Source organism: Fulvivirga sp. M361, from assembly GCF_007097395.1.
Classification (GTDB): domain Bacteria; phylum Bacteroidota; class Bacteroidia; order Cytophagales; family Cyclobacteriaceae; genus Fulvivirga.
In genome coordinates, this window is record NZ_VKDC01000006.1 from 165,975 (window position 1) to 182,612 (window position 16,638).

14 protein-coding genes are annotated in these 16,638 nt (G+C 42.5%); 2 read left to right on the forward strand and 12 right to left on the reverse strand.

All coding sequences use genetic code 11. The features are described 5' to 3' along the window. Positions 1-286: 286 nt before the first annotated feature. The 10 genes from FNH22_RS08040 to FNH22_RS08085 all read right to left on the reverse strand — a co-directional run bounded on the left by FNH22_RS08040 (position 287) and on the right by FNH22_RS08085 (position 9,540). Positions 287-1,402, reverse strand: a complete 1,116-nt coding sequence (locus FNH22_RS08040; RefSeq protein WP_143397842.1) for a serine hydrolase — start codon at positions 1,400-1,402, stop codon at positions 287-289. Positions 1,403-1,520: 118 nt separating this feature from the next. Then, entirely contained in the window at positions 1,521-1,763 is a 243-nt protein-coding gene (locus FNH22_RS32880) for a LytTR family transcriptional regulator DNA-binding domain-containing protein (RefSeq protein ID WP_143398084.1), read from the reverse strand. Further along, a complete protein-coding gene (locus FNH22_RS08050; protein WP_143397843.1) occupies positions 1,673-2,299 on the reverse strand; it encodes a hypothetical protein in 627 nt (208 codons plus the stop codon). The genes FNH22_RS32880 and FNH22_RS08050 overlap by 91 nt, the downstream gene beginning before the upstream one ends. 150 nt (positions 2,300-2,449) lie before the next feature. Further along, positions 2,450-3,079 carry an NAD(P)H-dependent oxidoreductase gene (locus FNH22_RS08055; RefSeq protein WP_143397844.1) on the reverse strand — a complete coding sequence of 210 codons (630 nt, stop codon included), beginning with the start codon at positions 3,077-3,079 and terminating at the stop codon, positions 2,450-2,452. A 56-nt stretch (positions 3,080-3,135) separates the two neighbouring features. Next, positions 3,136-3,873, reverse strand: a complete 738-nt coding sequence (locus tag FNH22_RS08060) for a GNAT family N-acetyltransferase (protein ID WP_143397845.1) — start codon at positions 3,871-3,873, stop codon at positions 3,136-3,138. Positions 3,874-3,879: 6 nt separating this feature from the next. Continuing rightward, positions 3,880-4,329, reverse strand: a complete 450-nt coding sequence (locus tag FNH22_RS08065; RefSeq protein ID WP_143397846.1) for a DMT family transporter — start codon at positions 4,327-4,329, stop codon at positions 3,880-3,882. Between the two features lie 76 nt (positions 4,330-4,405). After that, on the reverse strand, positions 4,406-5,005 hold the full coding sequence (locus tag FNH22_RS08070) for a Crp/Fnr family transcriptional regulator (RefSeq protein WP_143397847.1): 600 nt from the start codon (positions 5,003-5,005) through the stop codon (positions 4,406-4,408). Positions 5,006-5,148: 143 nt separating this feature from the next. Continuing rightward, complete coding sequence (locus FNH22_RS08075) at positions 5,149-5,619, reverse strand: hypothetical protein (protein ID WP_143397848.1); 471 nt, start codon at positions 5,617-5,619, stop codon at positions 5,149-5,151. A gap of 506 nt (positions 5,620-6,125) precedes the next feature. Continuing rightward, the gene (locus FNH22_RS08080; protein WP_143397849.1) at positions 6,126-7,409 is read right to left on the reverse strand and encodes a TIM barrel protein; all 1,284 of its coding nucleotides are present in this window, start codon (positions 7,407-7,409) and stop codon (positions 6,126-6,128) included. A gap of 28 nt (positions 7,410-7,437) precedes the next feature. After that, positions 7,438-9,540, reverse strand: a complete 2,103-nt coding sequence (locus tag FNH22_RS08085; RefSeq protein ID WP_143397850.1) for a bifunctional rhamnulose-1-phosphate aldolase/short-chain dehydrogenase — start codon at positions 9,538-9,540, stop codon at positions 7,438-7,440. Between the two features lie 165 nt (positions 9,541-9,705). On the opposite strand from FNH22_RS08085, the gene FNH22_RS08090 reads away from it, so the two are divergent. Continuing rightward, a complete protein-coding gene (locus FNH22_RS08090) occupies positions 9,706-10,755 on the forward strand; it encodes a GntR family transcriptional regulator (protein ID WP_255518009.1) in 1,050 nt (349 codons plus the stop codon). A 343-nt stretch (positions 10,756-11,098) separates the two neighbouring features. Here FNH22_RS08090 and FNH22_RS08095 read toward each other — a convergent pair whose 3' ends face one another. Continuing rightward, entirely contained in the window at positions 11,099-11,476 is a 378-nt protein-coding gene (locus FNH22_RS08095; RefSeq protein ID WP_143397851.1) for a hypothetical protein, read from the reverse strand. A gap of 328 nt (positions 11,477-11,804) precedes the next feature. Continuing rightward, positions 11,805-13,226 carry a sulfatase gene (locus FNH22_RS08100; protein WP_143397852.1) on the reverse strand — a complete coding sequence of 474 codons (1,422 nt, stop codon included), beginning with the start codon at positions 13,224-13,226 and terminating at the stop codon, positions 11,805-11,807. A gap of 209 nt (positions 13,227-13,435) precedes the next feature. Here FNH22_RS08100 and FNH22_RS08105 point away from each other — a divergent pair, with 209 nt between their 5' ends. Then, positions 13,436-16,633 carry a TonB-dependent receptor gene (locus FNH22_RS08105; protein WP_143397853.1) on the forward strand — a complete coding sequence of 1,066 codons (3,198 nt, stop codon included), beginning with the start codon at positions 13,436-13,438 and terminating at the stop codon, positions 16,631-16,633. The last annotated feature ends 5 nt before the right edge of the window (positions 16,634-16,638 follow it).

The following is a 16,638-nucleotide window of genomic DNA, read 5'->3' on the forward strand; positions in this document are numbered from 1 at the left end:
ATCTCACGGGTATAAAGTGCTTTAATCTGCGGATGGACCCATCAGATCAAAACCCTTTACATACAAACCAAAGGGGGAGTATATATACTTTGAAGAAATAAAGCATGAGATGTGGTCAGAACCAGTGATTTTGTATGCTTTTCAAGCTCTTAAATTAACGGTGATCAGGTGGAACATTCTTCACCATTTTATTTTCCTTCAAAGTGTAATACGAGCGTAAGGGCAAATGGCTGAAGATACCACTGCCCGTATAGATTTCCGTTCAATGATTGATCAGAAGATTTTGTCAGTTGAAATCGTTGATGATTCGAATAACCGCTTCTTCAAACCCTGAAATATCCGTGGCCTGTTGATTGACTGCCAAACATAGGATGGCATTTTTTTCGGGATAATAATAAAGTCCGCTGGTGAAACCAAAACCTTGCCCGCCATGCCCTATGACCTCATGTCCTCCGATGTTATATTTACCCACTCCAAAACCGTAGGCCGACTTGTTATTCAATACTATCCATTCCTGCATGTCCCGGAATGAACTGCGCTTACCAAACAATCTACCATTCGTTAGCGCTTTCATGAAAATACTTAAGTCCGCAAGTGTTGAGACCAATCCACCCCCTGACCAATCGGAACTTGTATTCCAGTTGTTTAAATGATTATTTTCAAAATAGCCGGAAGCCAGGTTATTGTCATCCCCCGATTCATACGCCTCCATGTAAGTGTGGTCCATCTTTAGCGGTTGAAGTATCCTATCTTCATATGCTTTGTGAATGGGTTTGTTGAGAAGTTTTTCGATGATCAGTCCAAGTAAAACATAGTTGGTGTCGGAATAATAATAATTCGTTCCGGGTTCAAACTGAGCGATGCTGTGCTCTTTTACATAGTCCAGTAGATCTTGTGGTTCCCAAAACCTGAGAGGATCAGTCAAAAGGGTAGTAGTCCAGTTTAATGCTACATAATCCTCGATGCCACTTGTGTGCCGGAGTAAATCTTTAATGGTTATCCTATCAATAGCTTCTTCTGCCTGTAGGCCTGTAAGTAATTGCCTGCCCAGAATTTCAAAGATATTATCAGAGAGGTCTATACTTCCTTCTTCTACCATCTGAAAAATGACTACCGAGGTGAACATTTTGGTAATACTGGATATTCTGAATTCACTTGTAACAGAAAGGCGTTGGAAGGAGGCTTTATTTCCATATCCGCTAACCAACTCCGTATATCCTTCATCCATAGTAACGGAAAGCCATGCTCCGGGTACTTCAGCAAATCCCGTGACATAATCATCCAGTTCATTTTGCATCTGCCGGGCCATACGTCTGTTGGTCTTCTGATTGAATGGCTCAGGGTCATGGCAACTGTTTAGAAAAAGCACGATCATAATGGCTCCAAAAAGTAATTTTTTCATGTTGATTATTTTTTCGTTTTGAAGCTAATGACGCAATTCAACGAAATAGGGACTAGCTAAAATCAACAGATTCTACTGAAGGGATCATATTACTGACCGAAGTATACGTGTCAAGCGTTTAGTGGTCAAACCAGCGTTTAAAAGTACTGGCCCTTTTTTGACTGACATATACATTTTCATTGAACACAGGGCTTAATGAAATTTCTATTTTACGATTTTCGATAGGCTTATAATCAACAATAGCTTTATCAGAAGCTAGTATTTGCCTGTTCAGGCGGAAGAAGTTTCCGGGCAATTTACTCTCCAGGGTATCCAGGGTATAATCCGTTCTGAGTTGTTTCTCATCCCTTGAACTGCGAATACAATTTTGTTCCTGGAGTAGAAATAGGCAACGTTATCAAGGTTTATGTGTGATTTTCGGTTGCCGGTCATCCCTACCAGTTTAATACGATCTGTTTTTCCTTCATTGTCATTCCCCCTTTGGAGTAAGTATAAAATAAGGTACAGGAGGTTGATGATCAAAGTGAAAATCAGTCCCATCAGAAGTTCGGCATCCGGGGCCATCACCTGGTAAAACCCAATCCCCATAATGGAAGTATACACAAGTGTTATGGATGTTAGCAACAATGCAGACGCTGTTAATGTAACCGGCAGTTGTACCAAAAGGCGTTTGTATAAACGGGTTTTCCAGGGAATTTTTACATCTAACTTTTTGATAATGTAACGTGTGACCTGCCAAACGGACCAGGTCACAGTTAGTGAGAATAAGAGGTCGAAATAGTAATTGTCTCTATTTTGAAGGAGCTCAATAAAAGCTCCTTCGCGTCCCATATGAACAGTAGAGAAAACGATGAACGAAATTCCACAGATTTTTAACCACCTATCTTTGTATTCCATATGTTTTTACCTTCAAGTCAGGGAGTAAAGACAATACACAACGTTAAAGGTATGTCATTACAACAAAAAACTTCCCACCCGACGGCTCCGTTCCCAGGTCGTTGATCCTGGTTTTATTGAAACCAGTCATGCACTTTATGCTTTTAAGGTTTATATGGTTTCGAAGAGTGATCCCATTGGTTTTCTGACCTTTTTTGCGTCCTGCGTCTGGTCTTCCATGGAACGATAACCTATGGTAGCGATGACTGCAGCATTTAACCCTTTCTCCGAGAGGCCTAAAATTTCGTTGTACTTTTCGGGGTCGAACCCTTCCATAGGGCAGGCATCTATTTTCAGCTCTGCACAGGCTGCCAGGAGATTGCCAAGTGCAATGTAGGCCTGTCGTGCAGTCCAATGATTTTTTTCGGCCGCCGTTTGTTCACCGAGTTTACTTTTGATAAAGTCTCCATAACCTTTTAACCTGTCCAGGTCAGCGTTCTGGATATCGGCTTTCAATTGAATATACTCATCAATGTGTTCATCTTTTATCTCAGAATAATTGCAAAAAACGAACAAATGAGATGCATCGGTGATTTGACTTTGCCCCCACGATGCCGGCCTGAGGGTTTCTCTGATCGTTTTATCTTTTATCACCAAAACTTTGTAAAGCTGAAGTCCATAAGAGGACGCGGAAAGTTGAATAGCTTTCTTTACCTTTTCTAAGTTTTCACCACTTACCTGTTGCGTTGGGTCAAATTTTTTGGTGGCATATCGCCATTGTAAATGCTTAATTAATTCCATTAGTATAGTTAGTTTTCTCTTTTATGAAGATCTTATTCTATTTTCAAAAATTCTACTTACACTTCTTGCCGTAAGGCATAATTTTTCATGATGAACTGTTCTTTAAAACCTAATTTCAAATATAAACCCTGCCCAAGGGTGGAAGCCTGAAGTGTTGCATAATTGAACCCCTGTTCTGTTATCTCATAAAGGATGTTCGTCATCATTTGTTCCGCAAAACCTTTTCTTCTCATTTCAGGGATCACACCCATAGCATGGATACCTGCAACGCCATTTTCATTGACATGTACCAAAGCTGTGCCTACAGGCTCATTTTTTTGCCATGCAATTAGATAATCTATATCAGGGTGAACAGGAAATAATAACTTATGACTAATATGATAATTAAAAGCTTTTTCGAACAGTTGACTCCATAATAATGCGTCCTTATCATCCGTTACTTTTTTGAGTTCCAGTTCATCTGCTTTCTCATAAGTCCGGGTCAGTTTTAAATACATGCCCACCTGTTCAGACAATTTTTCAAAACCATTGGCTTCCAGCAGTTCGTAAGCGGTACTTTGATAGATATCCCAATAGGGGATGGTAAGCCGGGTAGAATGGGACAGTAACAGGCTTTTTGCGCTATCCAGCGTTCTTTTATTCACATCATGGTGAAACCATAACTTGTTAGGCCACGCCGAATAACTTATCTCGCCGAAATCGAAATCTTCTCCGGTAGTGTAAGCATTTGCTTGTTCACTTACCTTTTGCCAAAGCGACGTCAAGTCTTTTATGTTTTCTTTTATAATATCCATAGCTTTTTACTTGTTATTGATGAATAAAATTCCGGTGATCATAGCCACAATTCCTATGATCCGTTTGTATGTAATGGGTTCTTCAGGCAAACCAAACCAGGCGAAATGGCCGGCAATGACAGAAAATACCAATTGACCACACAAACCAAATGAGATCATGGTGGATATGCCCAATTTAGGGATAGTATAGTAGTAAAGGCTAATGCCTAACACACTAAATGCGGCACCCGAAAACCATAAATAATGCGGCACATCTTTTAGCTGCTGCAGGGTTGGAATGCTTTTAATACTGAAAACTACGATCAGGAATACAAACACCGCGCTGCAAAAGAAAGTGGCCAACGAGGCCAAAAGGGGATTACGCAATAACACCCCTAACTGGGCGTTCAAACCACCCTGCATCGCCAGGAATATCCCGCCGGTCAATGCTAAAATACTTAGCGTTATTTGGTTCATAATACTTGCTGTTAGTAATTGATAAACCAAAATTAAGACGGCAACAGTCCAATGGCATTTACATATGTTAATGCAACTAAATTTTATTCAATTCTTTTCTAATTCGGCTCAGCTGGGTGGGAGTAATACCCAGGTACGAAGCGATGAGCCATTGAGGAACCCTTTCTGGTAAAGAAGGGTATTCTTCCAGGAAGGTTAAATAGCGATCCGTAGCATTTTTAGCAGCAAAAGAGATCTGCCTTTTTTCATTTTCTATGACCCATTTTTGCTCCAGGTAGTTGATATAGTACCTTTGTAGGTCATCGTGATCATAAATGGTTTGTTTGTATTCCTGATAATCCATTTCGATAATGACCCCATCTTCTATTGACTCAATGCTGAACTCTGAAGGTGCAGATAGTAATGATGAAACGATAGAACCCGCAAAATTCCCTTCCAGGAAGAAATTTTTAATGTGGATATTCCCTTCTTCATCCGTCCATTGTGATACTAATATACCTTTACATACAAAGTAGATCTTTCTTGCTGTTCGGCCTTTTAATAGAATAGGCTCACTTTTTTTTACCGTTCTGAATTTTGAAATTGAGAATAGCTTTATGAAGGACTCATCGGTTATGGGGGCATATCGATGGAGTGATTTTTTGAAGAGGTCCTCGTATCCTTGATCAGAAAACATAATTGCCGGTGCTTCTTTGTGGTGGCCTTTATGAAGTAAAATGGCGGGATACACCCCAAGCGAAATATCCCGGCATTACCTCATGTCGATAAAGATAATGCAAAGCAGAAAGAATACTGAGAGGGAATATTAATAACTTAAGATCATTCTGTTTTCGTCAGTGAAAATGTCCAATCGCCTTCTACACTATTCACCCTGGCGCCCAACTGGTCCGTGTCACTTGACAAAGTGAAAGATAACTCCATGGTGTTGCCCGAAATAGACAGCAATGCACTTTCCGCACTGGCGCCATTAAAGATCAACTGAAATTGTGATGCGCTATTACCGGTAGTTTCAAAGCTGGTCAGGGAAAAAACTTCTGATTCCGGGGGTATTCCGGTTGCCACTACACCGTTTTGATTGTTAAAGGTAATGCTAAAGCCGGACCAATCACCAGGGGCATCATCCGTATCTAATTTTACATCGCTGGTACTTTGAGTGGCCCATGTGCCGAGAACCGCTGCCAGTTGCTGTTCTTGTATAGTTGGACCTGAATCATCCCCGTCGTCACAACCTGTTGTTATCATCATGGCTGCGAGTGCCATGAAGCTCAGTAAATAATTTATTCTTTTCATTTTTGTAAATGTTATGTGGTAGACTAATTTCATCAAAGATGGAAGTTATCAGAAAACCAGGTATTTATCATCCTGCGGTATCCTGATCGGTGGAATGCAGAGGGGAGATCGTCCTGAATTGGAGAAGTTCGTTCATTCTCTTCTCAGATAAGTCAGGATGGATTACCATGTATGCCCCATGGCAGTAGCTCTTTCCAGTGAAACAACCCGAACAGTTTTATCTGTAAAATGGCTGGCCGGCAAGGACAAAAAAAATGGTTTTTGACCCCCCCCCGAAAATATAAATATCTGTAACCGGGTGGCTTTCTATGACCCTTTCAACGGACCTTGCCTGGCATATGGCCAGTTGGAGCATCAGGTGGTAATAAGCCTCTTCATACGTGTTATGGGCATCGGGTTGTATATCTTATCCCCAACGGGCGGACATTACTTTCATTTAGCGGATAAAAAGGTGTGAGATCTTGTTCATACCCTAAGTCATGCAATAGGCCAAAATTCGCTGAGATTTACAAGCCTGTACTTATCGCAACGGCCCCTCTTTTCCTGATAAGCGCAGCCCGAACATCCAGTTGACGAAAAGCATTTAACGGATCGATGAAAGCATGAGACTGACGCCGCGCTTCGCGTACTAATGGTCGTACATCGGTACGGAAAGCATCTTGAATGACCTCCTGGGCGCCGGCTACATCATTTTCCTGCTGAGCAATGAAAAGCTTTTTACGGTCGATGATCAGCGCTCTTGCATAGGCATTAAGAATGGCATCAGTGGATTGTAACAAGTCTTCCAGAGGGTCCTTAATAGTATGACTGGCATCTATCATCCAGGCAGGAATGGGATTGTTGGCATCATTGTGGGCCATTCCATCTACTAATTCATTAAATATCAGGAAGAGTTGGTAGGGATGTAGAGAACCTACGGTAAGGTCGTCATCACCATATTTGGAATCGTTGAAATGAAATCCGCCCAGCTTACCTTCCATCATAAGTGTGGTTACAATTTGCTCAATGTTTGTATTGGGCAGATGATGACCCAGGTCCACCAGGCTGAAAGCCTTATGTCCAAGTTTGTTGGCAAGGAGAAATGAAGTGCCCCAGTCGGGTATGACCATTGAATAGAAGTTGGGCTCATAGGGCTTATATTCAATGAGCACTTTCCAGTCTTCGGGAAGGTGGTCGTAGATTTCCTGAAGTGATCTCAGGGTATTTTGAAAAGCAGTTTTGAAGTGACTTTGACCGGGGAAACTGGAGCCATCTGCCAGCCATACAGTCAAAGCTTTTGAGCCCAGACTAATGCCATAATCGATCACTTGCTTATTATGTTCAATAGCTCTTGCCCTTACTTCTTCACTTATATGGCTTAATGAGCCAAATTTATAGGACTCCTTTTGGTCTTCCTGATCTTGAAAAGTGTTAGAATTCACCGCATCAAATAGTAAGTCATGATCAGCTGCCAGTTGTCGGATCGCTGCCGCATCTGCTGGTATATCCCAGGGAATATGCAAAGATATGGCCCCGCAGGAACCATTCAGGCGATGTAATAGCCCCACATCAGCTATTTTCTCCTCCAGGTCCCTGGGCTCTCCGCCATCAGGGAACCTTCCAAACCTTGTTCCTCCTGTCCCCAACGCCCAGCTTGGTATGGCTACCTGGTACTTTTTCAGGGTATTGATGACTGCTGTAACATCAATGTCAGTATTGACCAGCTTTGTCGTCAGGTGGCTAAAGTCAGCTTTATGCTGTTGGAGGTAGGGCTTATTCAGTGTTTCAATTTGATTCAGATCAATTTGCATAGGCAATGTGTGACTTACGCTTTTAGATTTACCTTGGAAAAGCCGCAGCTATACCACCGTCAACATTGAGTATATTTCCCGTACTCTTACTCAATAACCCTCCTACAAAGGCAAAAGCTGCATTGGCAATGTCTTCGGCTTCGATAATCTCATTCAATAAAGTGCGTTTCGCGTAATGTTCCGGTAGTTCTTCCGGGGTAATGCCATAAGCTTTAGCCCGACCTTCTGCCCACTTACCTTCCCAGATCTTACTGCCCGTGATCACTGCATCAGGATTGACAACATTTACCTTGATCTTTTCAGGCCCTAACTCTGCTGCAAGCAGGCGTGACATATGGATCTGTGCACCTTTTGCGGTACCATACCCTACGTTATTTGGCCCGGACACCAAACCGTTTTTGCTGGCAATGTTTACTATATCGCCGCCAAAACCCTGTATACGCATGATATCAGCGCCTGCTTTGGAAACATTGAATTGTCCTTTGACGATAACATCCTGCAGCAAGTCCCATTCTTTTTCGTTCGTGTCGGTCATAGGCTTGGAAATGGCCAGCCCGGCACAATTTACCACTATATCTACACCTCCGAAAGTAAGGCATGCTTTTTTGAAGGCTGCGTCAATGTTGCTTTGATCAGTAACATCCATAGCCATGCAACCGGCATGATCTGCACTGTATCCTGCCATAACAGCTTCCAGTGCATTCTCATCGATGTCGGTAAAGAAAACACAGGCCCCCTGTGCAGAGAATACTTCGGCAATAGATTTGCCAATGCCGCCAGAACCACCTGTAATGAGTAATACTCGTCGTGATAGCGGCTTTTCAGCAGGCATACGTTGTAGCTTAGCTTCTTCAAGTAGCCAATATTCTATATCAAATGCCTCTTGTAACGGCAGAGAAACATAACTTGAGACAGCTTCAGCGCCTTTCATTACGTTAATGGCATTGATATAAAATTCACTCGCCACCCTGGCGGTCTGTTTGTTTTTAGCAAAGGAGAATAGACCTACACCCGGCCAGAGAATGATTACGGGGTTACTGTCCCTTATGGCAGGGCTGTTGTCACGTTTATGATCCGTATAATATTTGGCGTAATAGTCACGATATTCTGAAAAAGATGCTTTCAGTTTTTCCCGGATCGAAGCATCAATGATTTCATCCGGAGTCAGCGGTAGAACCAGTGGCCTGATCTTGGTTCTGAGAAAATGGTCCGGGCAACTGGTCCCCATAGGGGCAAGCCGGTCCAAATCGGCGCTATTGATGAATTCCAACACCCTATCATCATCCGTGAAGTGACCGATCATTTTATTTTCGCCGGAACATAGTCCTCTTAGAAATGGGGCGAGCTTAGCTGCCTGCTCCTTCCTTTGGTCTTCCGGAAGCGAAGTGATGACCTGACCGCCAAAAACAGGACGTTCTTTACCATAGTTTTCTTCCAGGTAAGCGGCAGCTTTATTGATCTTGTCGAGACTGTTTAAATAACATTCATGTGCGGTATCTCCCCATGTGAACAATCCATGGCCACCAAGAATAATACCTTCAATGCCTGGATTATCCTTTAGGGACTTTTCCAGTTGAAGAGCCAGGTCAAACCCTGGTCTTTGCCAGGGGATCCAGGAAAGCTTCCCTTCGAACAGCTCTTTCGTTATTTTTTCACCATCCGCAGAAGCGGCAATGGCAATGATAGCATCAGGGTGTAAATGGTCGATATGCTTAAACGGAAGAAACGCATGTAGTGCTGTGTCTATGGACGGTGCTTTAGAATCCAGATCGTATAAGCAGTGATAGAACAGACCTACCATTTCATCTTCATGTTCCAGGCCACGGTATACATTTTTAAGATTTTGAAGCCGGTCCATGTACAGACCGGCCAGGCCTTCTCTTTTTAAAGTGCCAATGTCACCGCCGGAGCCTTTTACCCACATTACCTCTGTTTGTTCTTTGGTCAGGGGGTCAGTTTCAATGGTTTTACAACTGGTGTTACCGCCACCATAATTGGTGATCTTTAAATCGGAGCCTAATGTATTAGACCTATATAACAATAGTCCCACTTCCTGACCCTTCAGTTTGTCTTCCTCTTCTTTATTCCAACGATCCTCAATGTGACTAAATGACTTTTCAATGATATTCATCTCATGATTTTTTGAACTTCATCAAAACTATTGATGGTATGTCCGAATGCTATCCTGTACTATGCTGAGCAATCGTTATAATCGGTTAAACTTTCCGATCATTTAAATTTTAGATCCTATTAAGTTAAAAACTATTTATTTTAGAGACCAAAAGTAAGAAAGGTAATGCGGACAGGATCAGAAGGCTTGATGGATGAATTGGAAATTAATGCTGATTCCAAGACACCGAAGTACAAACAGATAATAAACTTCATCATTAATCAAATAGAGAAGGGAAAACTCAAAATGGATGATAGAATTCCCTCTATCAATGAGACGAGTGAAGAATTCTACCTTTCACGGGACACCGTAGAAAAGGCGTATAGTTTTTTGAAGGAAAGAAATATTATTACCAGTGTAAAAGGTAAGGGGTATTTTGTCTCTAATGCAGAACTGGTTTCTAAAGTCAATGTGTGTCTGATATTCAATAAATTGAGCGCGCATAAAAAGATCATTTTCAACTCCATATTCAAAACACTGGGTACACATGCCTCAGTAGACCTGTTTGTACATCATTCGGATCTTGAACTATTTAAGAATTTATTAAAAAAGAAGATTGGAGAGTATAACTATTATGTTATAATGCCTCATTTTGAGCGTTTCGATGATGAGAGTCTGAAGCTATTGAAGGGCATTCCTGAAGACCAGCTTATTATTTTGGACAAACTTCCGGAAGAACTACAAGGGAATTTTGGCGCTATATACCAGGACTTCAAAAACGATATTACCAAAACGTTAGAGCAGGCACTGGAAGAGTTAAAAAAGTATAAGAAGCTCGTATTAGTCTTTCCTATCGATGAAATGTATCCTTATCCCAGGGAAATAGAGCAGGGTTTCAGGAAATTTTGTGCTACTAACCGGTTTGCCTTTGATATCATAGATGAATTTGGGCCGGGGCGGGATATTTCAGAAAAAGGGGAAGCGTTTGTGGTAATAGAAGAGAGCGACCTTGTCAATATTGTAAAGAAAGCAAGGACCCTGAATTGGCAGATAGGCAAAGACGTAGGCATTATTTCCTATAATGACACTCCTTTAAAAGAAGTGTTAGCCGAAGGCATAACCGTCATCTCTACAGATTTTAAAAAGATGGGGACCCGGGCTGCCGAAATGATTTTGAAAAAGAATTTCATACAGACTGAAAATCCATTTACGCTGATCAAGCGCAAGTCACTTTAGTGTCGTGTCACAGTTGTTGAATATTAGAGGAAGAACTCTATTTGCAGATTGCTGACTTTAAGAATGAGACCTCAAATGGCGGTTAGAGTTAGATTATAAACGCTATTTGCAGTGTTAGAACATTCTCTATTAACTAGCAATAGGTAAGGGGCAATCGGCAAAACTGACACGTTCATATAATTACATTTTTGCCTACTGCCTACTTTAATCGTTCAGTCACCATTTGAGCTGTGACACTAGTAGGAGTACCAACCTCGGGACAGGTATCCACCCAACTGTCGTGCTCCAGGCGCTTTACGCTCTGCTCTTCCTTGGGGAGATTAAAATGGATTTTCAGTAAATTTTAGTTATAACAATCCTGGTTGACGATTATCATTCTCCCCATCATTCCCAGGATCTTGTTTTCTTTAATATATCGGGCTATTGTACCCGAAACGATCGGCTGAATAACGTCGTTTCCAGTGTTGCAGCACTGTTCTGCTTCTATTTGTGTTACCACTATTTGATGACCTCTTTTTTCGTTAAACCTGACCTGGTAAAATCGCCCGGATAAGCAAAAACACAGTCCTTTTTCTAAAAAAGAAGTATCGTTTTGTAACAGTATTGAAATAGCAATGGAAACAAGAGAGCATAAGCGGGGTAGATCCTGACAATGTATGTCGCAGGCCATTTGGATGGGTTTGGAGATCAGTGCGTCAATAGGAGCTGTTGTGCAACTCATTGGGGGTATCCATTTACGGCAAAAAATAAAAAAGTCACAAAATCACTGGCAGAAACTTAATGAAAACCTTCATCGTTAGAGTGGTCTGCTTTTAATTGTCCATTCAATTGTCCTGTCAAACCTCCTTTTTTATGCCCTGATATAACTAAAACGGCGCTACTTTTTTGAATAATGGTTAATATCACCTTTTTGGTTTGAAGAAGACATAACGATTAACATTGAACGCCTGGTACACTGCTGAAACAACACATCTTGCTCAATACTGCCTGTGAGATCATTTTTTTTGATGCCTCTTTTCAATCAGTTACTTTAGAACCACGCCTGTATTTTATCTTCTTCCCCAAACGTGGGCTTTCGCCGGATCGTAGGCAGGGTTAGGTTCTGGCATGGCTGCATCTACCAATGATCTCCACTCTTGTAATAAGCGGTGCAATTCTCTAGTCTTTTCAGGAAGACTTGTTGTAAGGTTTTTGGTTTCGCCAATATCACTTTCCAGGTCATAGAGACTCAACTCGTTTGTGTCGAAGTGTTCAATGAGTTTATATTTACCTAGCCTGATCGCACCGGCGGGTCTGTCATGATGGTATACCGGATAGTGCCAATAGACGGGGCTGCTGTCAAAGGTTTCCTGACGGGTAAAGGCCGGAACAAATGATTTACCGTCCAGTATTGCGTTACTGTCTGAAGGGATGTTTAACATTTCCATAAAAGTGGGAAACAGATCGACCCCTGCCACTATTGCGTTGGTTTGTGTGCCTGATTCTGCCACTCCGGGCCATTTCACGATCAAAGGTTCTCTGATGCCCCCCTCGTAGACCGAACCTTTTTCGCCACGTAAGGGATCATTATTCGTGACAATAATATCGTTGGCTTTGTCATAACGTTGTACCAGGCCGCCATTGTCTGAGAATAATACCACAATGGTGTTTTCTTCCAGTCCAAGCTCTTCAATTTTATCCAATACCTGCCCAACACTTTGGTCAACGTATTCGATCATAGCCGCGTAGGTTGGATTACTTACATAACCATCTGCTTTGGGTTTAGCTTCATACTTTTTTATCAACGCTTCTTTTGCCTGTAATGGAATATGTACGGCATAATGAGAAAGAACAACAGCAAAAGAAGAATCTTTTTTCTCCTCCATAAAGTCAAGTGTTTTTTTTGTCAGGTAATCTGTCAGATAGGTGCTGTCGGGAATGGATTGATCCTTTGGGTTCAGGCTGTTCTTAATGTTGAAATGTGTCCAGCCATTAAATACTATTGAAGTACCAAAGCCCTGCCCGGCAGGTAATACGTCACCATTCCAGCCCAGGTGCCACTTTCCAAAGTAGGCAGTTTCATAGCCTGCACTTTGTATTTGTTCGCCAAATGTAGTGACTGAGTTAGGCAGGTATTGGGTTCTGTTAACAGGTACCGTAAGTTTTTCGAAAGGACGAAAGTGACCTGGTATGAAATCATTCAGCCCGAACCGGGCCGGGTATTGGCCTGATAGAATGGCAGCGCGGGAAGGGGAACAGACCGGACTTGAGGCATAGGCATCGGTAAACCGGACGCCCTGTTTGGTCAGTCGGTCTATGTTGGGCGTTTCATTGAACTTATTGCCATAAGAAGGTAAGTCTGCCCACCCCATGTCATCAATAAGAATGAATACTAAGTTGGGTTTCTTTAGGTTCTTCTGTTCATGATTTGAGGTGCATTTAAAGGTTAAGATGCTAATTATCAGTATTTTTACTATGGTTGTTATTTTCATTTCAAGAAATATTTAATTCAAAAATGAATTAATTTTCTGAGTCTGGTATCCTGTTCATTCATGAAAACGGAACGAACACGGTGTACTTTTTCCATCCCCTCCGCAACTATCCTGCGGTACACCACAGGATGGTTGATATTCAATCTAATACTAGTTTCATTGAAAAATTCCCTAGTTGAATTTTAAAGTCCACGCTAATAAACCTAAGTATGAAGAAAACTTTACAAGTAGTATTACTCTTGCTATTCCCGCTCGCTGTTGCACTGGCCCAGGCCCAGGAAGTGACCGTTAGTGGCAAAGTAATAGACGAGAAAAATGAAGCCCTCCCAGGTGCCAATGTGATTGTAAAAGGTACTACCATTGGTACGGTCACCGATGTTGATGGTAACTATACCCTGACGGTCCCTTCCAATGCTGAAACGCTGACTTTTTCCTTTGTCGGTTATTTAACGGAGGAGTCACCAATCAATGCACAGTCTGTTATCAATATGACACTCTACCTGGATGTGTTATCGCTTTCGGAAGTTGTGGTAGTAGGATACGGAGAAAAACGAAAGGCCGATTTGATCGGGGCGGTTTCACAACTTGATGCCAAGTCGATTAAGGAGTTGCCCATAACTACCTTTGATCAGGCCCTAACCGGCCAGGTGGCAGGGGTGCAAACACGACAGACGGGTCGACCGGGGGGTGGTCCGGAAGTGCTTATACGGGGGGTGAGTTCCATAGGCGCTAATAACGCACCTCTTTATGTGATCGATGGTTTTCCGGTAGGCAACTCTAATGAGCAGAAAGACAATTTCAATTTGAGTTGGCTATCACCGGATGACATAGAATCTATTAGTGTATTAAAAGACGCTGCGGCTAAAGCTATTTACGGGTCACGTGCATCAGCGGGGGTGGTCATTATTACCACCAAAAAAGGAAAACAAGGGGCCCCTTCGATAAGCTTCAGCACCTATACAGGCATTCAGGAAATACCGGATTACGAAAAGCTGGATGTTTTGAATGCCCGGCAGCTGGCCCAATTTCAAAGGGAGCGAATAGAGGATCAAATACGTGTAGTACAGGGCAGAGAACCTACTGAAGAAGATATTCCTGAGGCGTTCAGAAACCCGGAACAATATGGTGAAGGGACGGATTGGTTTGATGAGGCGACCAGAAATGGGATCATGCAGAACTACCACATCAATATGAATGGCGGTACTGATAAAGTTACTTACAATGTATCTGCCGGTTATTTTAACCAGGAAGGTGTTGTGCTCACCACTCAATTCGAGCGATATTCCGTAAGGGCTAAATTTGATGCCAAGATAAGTGATCGTTTGAGGTACGGTATGAATATCGCTCCGTCATGGGTAAGAAACCAGGCAAGCAATACCGACCCTAATGAGGAAAGTGGGTTTGGTGTATACGGCGCTGTTTTATCCAGCTATTGGGTGGACCCTTCGGCTTCCGTCAATAATCCTGACGGAACGTTATCAAATAATACACAAGGTGATCTTCTGGAGTTCTTTACGGCTTCCCCGGTTTTTCGATTGAAAGAAACCAGGGATAACAGGGAGACTTCTACACTTCTGTTTGGGAATTACCTGGAGCTGGATATCCTTAAAAATTTAACAGCAAAAACATTTTTCTCGGTTAACAACAGTGATCGGAGGGTCGATAATTTTACACCTTCCACCTTGCCGGGAACAAGTTTGCCACCTAACCCGGAAGGCACCGGTATTGCAGAGGCACAGATCATTCATGAAGTCAGGAGGAACTGGATCAATGAGAATACGCTGACATACAGAGCTCAATTAAATGATGTTCATAAAATAGATGCCCTGGCTGGATTTATACTGGAAAAGAGAGAATTCCAGAAGACCAATGTTGAAGCAAGAAATCTAATAGAAGAAGGTTTCATCCGGCCAATAACCCCTAATAACGTAGCTAGTGATAATGTGAATAACCTGAAAGGGACAGAGAGCTTCGAGGAAAATGCTTTAGTGTCATTTCTTGGTCGCGTTAACTATGTCTATGATAATAAATACTTCGTTACGGCTGCATTGAGACGTGACGGGTCGTCCAGGTTCGGTGCGGACCAGCGTTTTGGTAATTTCCCTTCTTTAACGGCAGCATGGAGAATATCCAATGAAGGGTTCTGGAATGGTAGCCTGAAAAATATCATAAGTGACCTGAAGTTAGAGGCCGGGTATGGTTTGAGTGGAAACAATGCCATTGGCAATTATATCGCCCAGGGCAGAGTAGGTACTATAAATTACGTTTTTGGTCAGGTCCCGGGGGCTAACCCTGCCGTAGGGCCTGTCGAAGCCCCCGGAAGTGTGGTAAACAGGGTCCCTAATTCAATATTGACCTGGGAAGAAACGGAGCAGTGGGATGTTGGCCTGGACATAGGTTTGTTGACCAATCGCATCAACATCTCTTTGGATGTATATAATGCAGTATCAAAGGATTTTCTTATCAGTGCACCTGTGCCACGAAGTACAGGTTTTGCAGACATTATAAGCAATGCAGGCAGCATACGCAACCGGGGTTTCGAGATCGAGCTAGGAACCAGTGGCCTGGTAAAGGCGGGTGATTTCACCTATGATGTCAACGTAAACTTTACACGTAATGTCAACGAGGTAATCGAATTGACCAATGAGGAGCTCAACAGAGGAGGCGCAGGTAACGGGACTACTTTTTCAACGACACGGGAAGGAGAACCTGTCGGGTTATTCAGAGGACTTTTGATAACGGGTTTATTCACACAGGCAGAAATTGACGACCCGGACGTTCCCAAGTATAATGGCGCTGTTGAAGGGTCCATTAATTACGTTGATGCGGACGGTGACGGAAGGCTTGAAGAGTTGGAAGACTATGTGGTGATCGGAAACCCTCACCCTGATTTTGTTTTTGGATTACGACACAACTTTAAGTATAGAAACTTTGATCTGAGCATTTTAATGAATGGGGCTATTGGCCAGCAAATATTCGATCTCAGCAAGCAGAATTTACAAAATCTTGATGGCGTATTCAACCTGCACACAAGTGTACTGGATCGCTTCAGACCTGGAGATGATCCAACAACTAAAACCATTCCCGGTACAGTACAGATTAGTGGATCGAGTGTGGCCACACAGCGTTGGAGGATACCCAATTCAGCTTCTGTGCAAGATGCGGACTATCTAATGGTTCGAAACATTACGTTAGGCTATAATATTCCCAATGGCATTTTCGACCAGAAATTCTTCAAAAATGCCCGGGCCTATGTAAGCGTTCAAAATGCCATACTTTTCACTGAATATGAACTGGGTAACCCGGAAGTGGGCAGGGCGGGGGACAATGCCCTGGTCCGAAATGTGTTTCAGGGGAGTTATCCTAATGTAAGGACGTACACCCTGGGGTTAAATGTGACTTTTTAAACGTA